This window comes from Vibrio sp. 378 (genome assembly GCF_033339435.1).
In genome coordinates this window covers 1-722 of record NZ_JAWOUO010000515.1, presented here as the reverse complement: position 1 = coordinate 722, position 722 = coordinate 1, and the positions used below count along the sequence as shown (strand labels likewise).

The following is a 722-nucleotide window of genomic DNA, read 5'->3' as shown; positions in this document are numbered from 1 at the left end:
GTGGCAGATCGTGGCTTTGTCATTGGCTATGACCGACGTTTTCTGTCTGATAAAGCTGGCCGTTGGTTTGCCGAAGTTTTAGCGGCAAATGGCATTGTAGTTAGCTTTATCGATAAGTTTGTTCCAACGCCAATCGTGATGTTCAAAGCAAAAGAGATGGGCTGTGCATATTCAGCGTGCATCACCGCATCGCATAACCCTGCCGATTACAATGGCATCAAAGTCTTCATTGAAGGTGGTCGTGATGCAGATGAAATCATTACCGAGAAAATTGAAACTCAAATTTCCACACTTACCGTACAAGATGTGAAAAGTGTCGATTTTGATCAAGCGGTTGAAGACAAGTTGATTGAAATCATCAACCCAATGAACGAGTTTGTTGATTCAATCATCGACTTTATCGACATTGAAGCAATCAAAAAAGCCAACCTTCGTGTGCTGATTGACCCGATGTTTGGTGTCGCGAAAAACGCACTGCAAACCGTCCTAATCAACGGCCGCTGTGAAGTAGACGTGATCAACGACGGAAAAAACCCAGACTTCGGCGGTTTAATGCCTTCTCCAAGTGCTGCGACCCTGTACCGCTTGATGCACCTTGTCGAGCAAGAAGGCTACGACATCGGTATTGGTACTGACGGCGATGCAGACCGTCTTGGTATCATCGATGAGAAAGGCAACTTCATTCATCCAAATGAAGTGCTGATCCTGCTGTATTACTACCT

The 722-nt window shown here is 45.3% G+C and carries 1 pseudogene; it reads left to right on the top strand.

From position 1 onward, the window contains the following. Positions 1–722, top strand: a pseudogene (locus tag R7Q48_RS27265) (phosphoglucomutase/phosphomannomutase family protein); the annotation flags it as partial.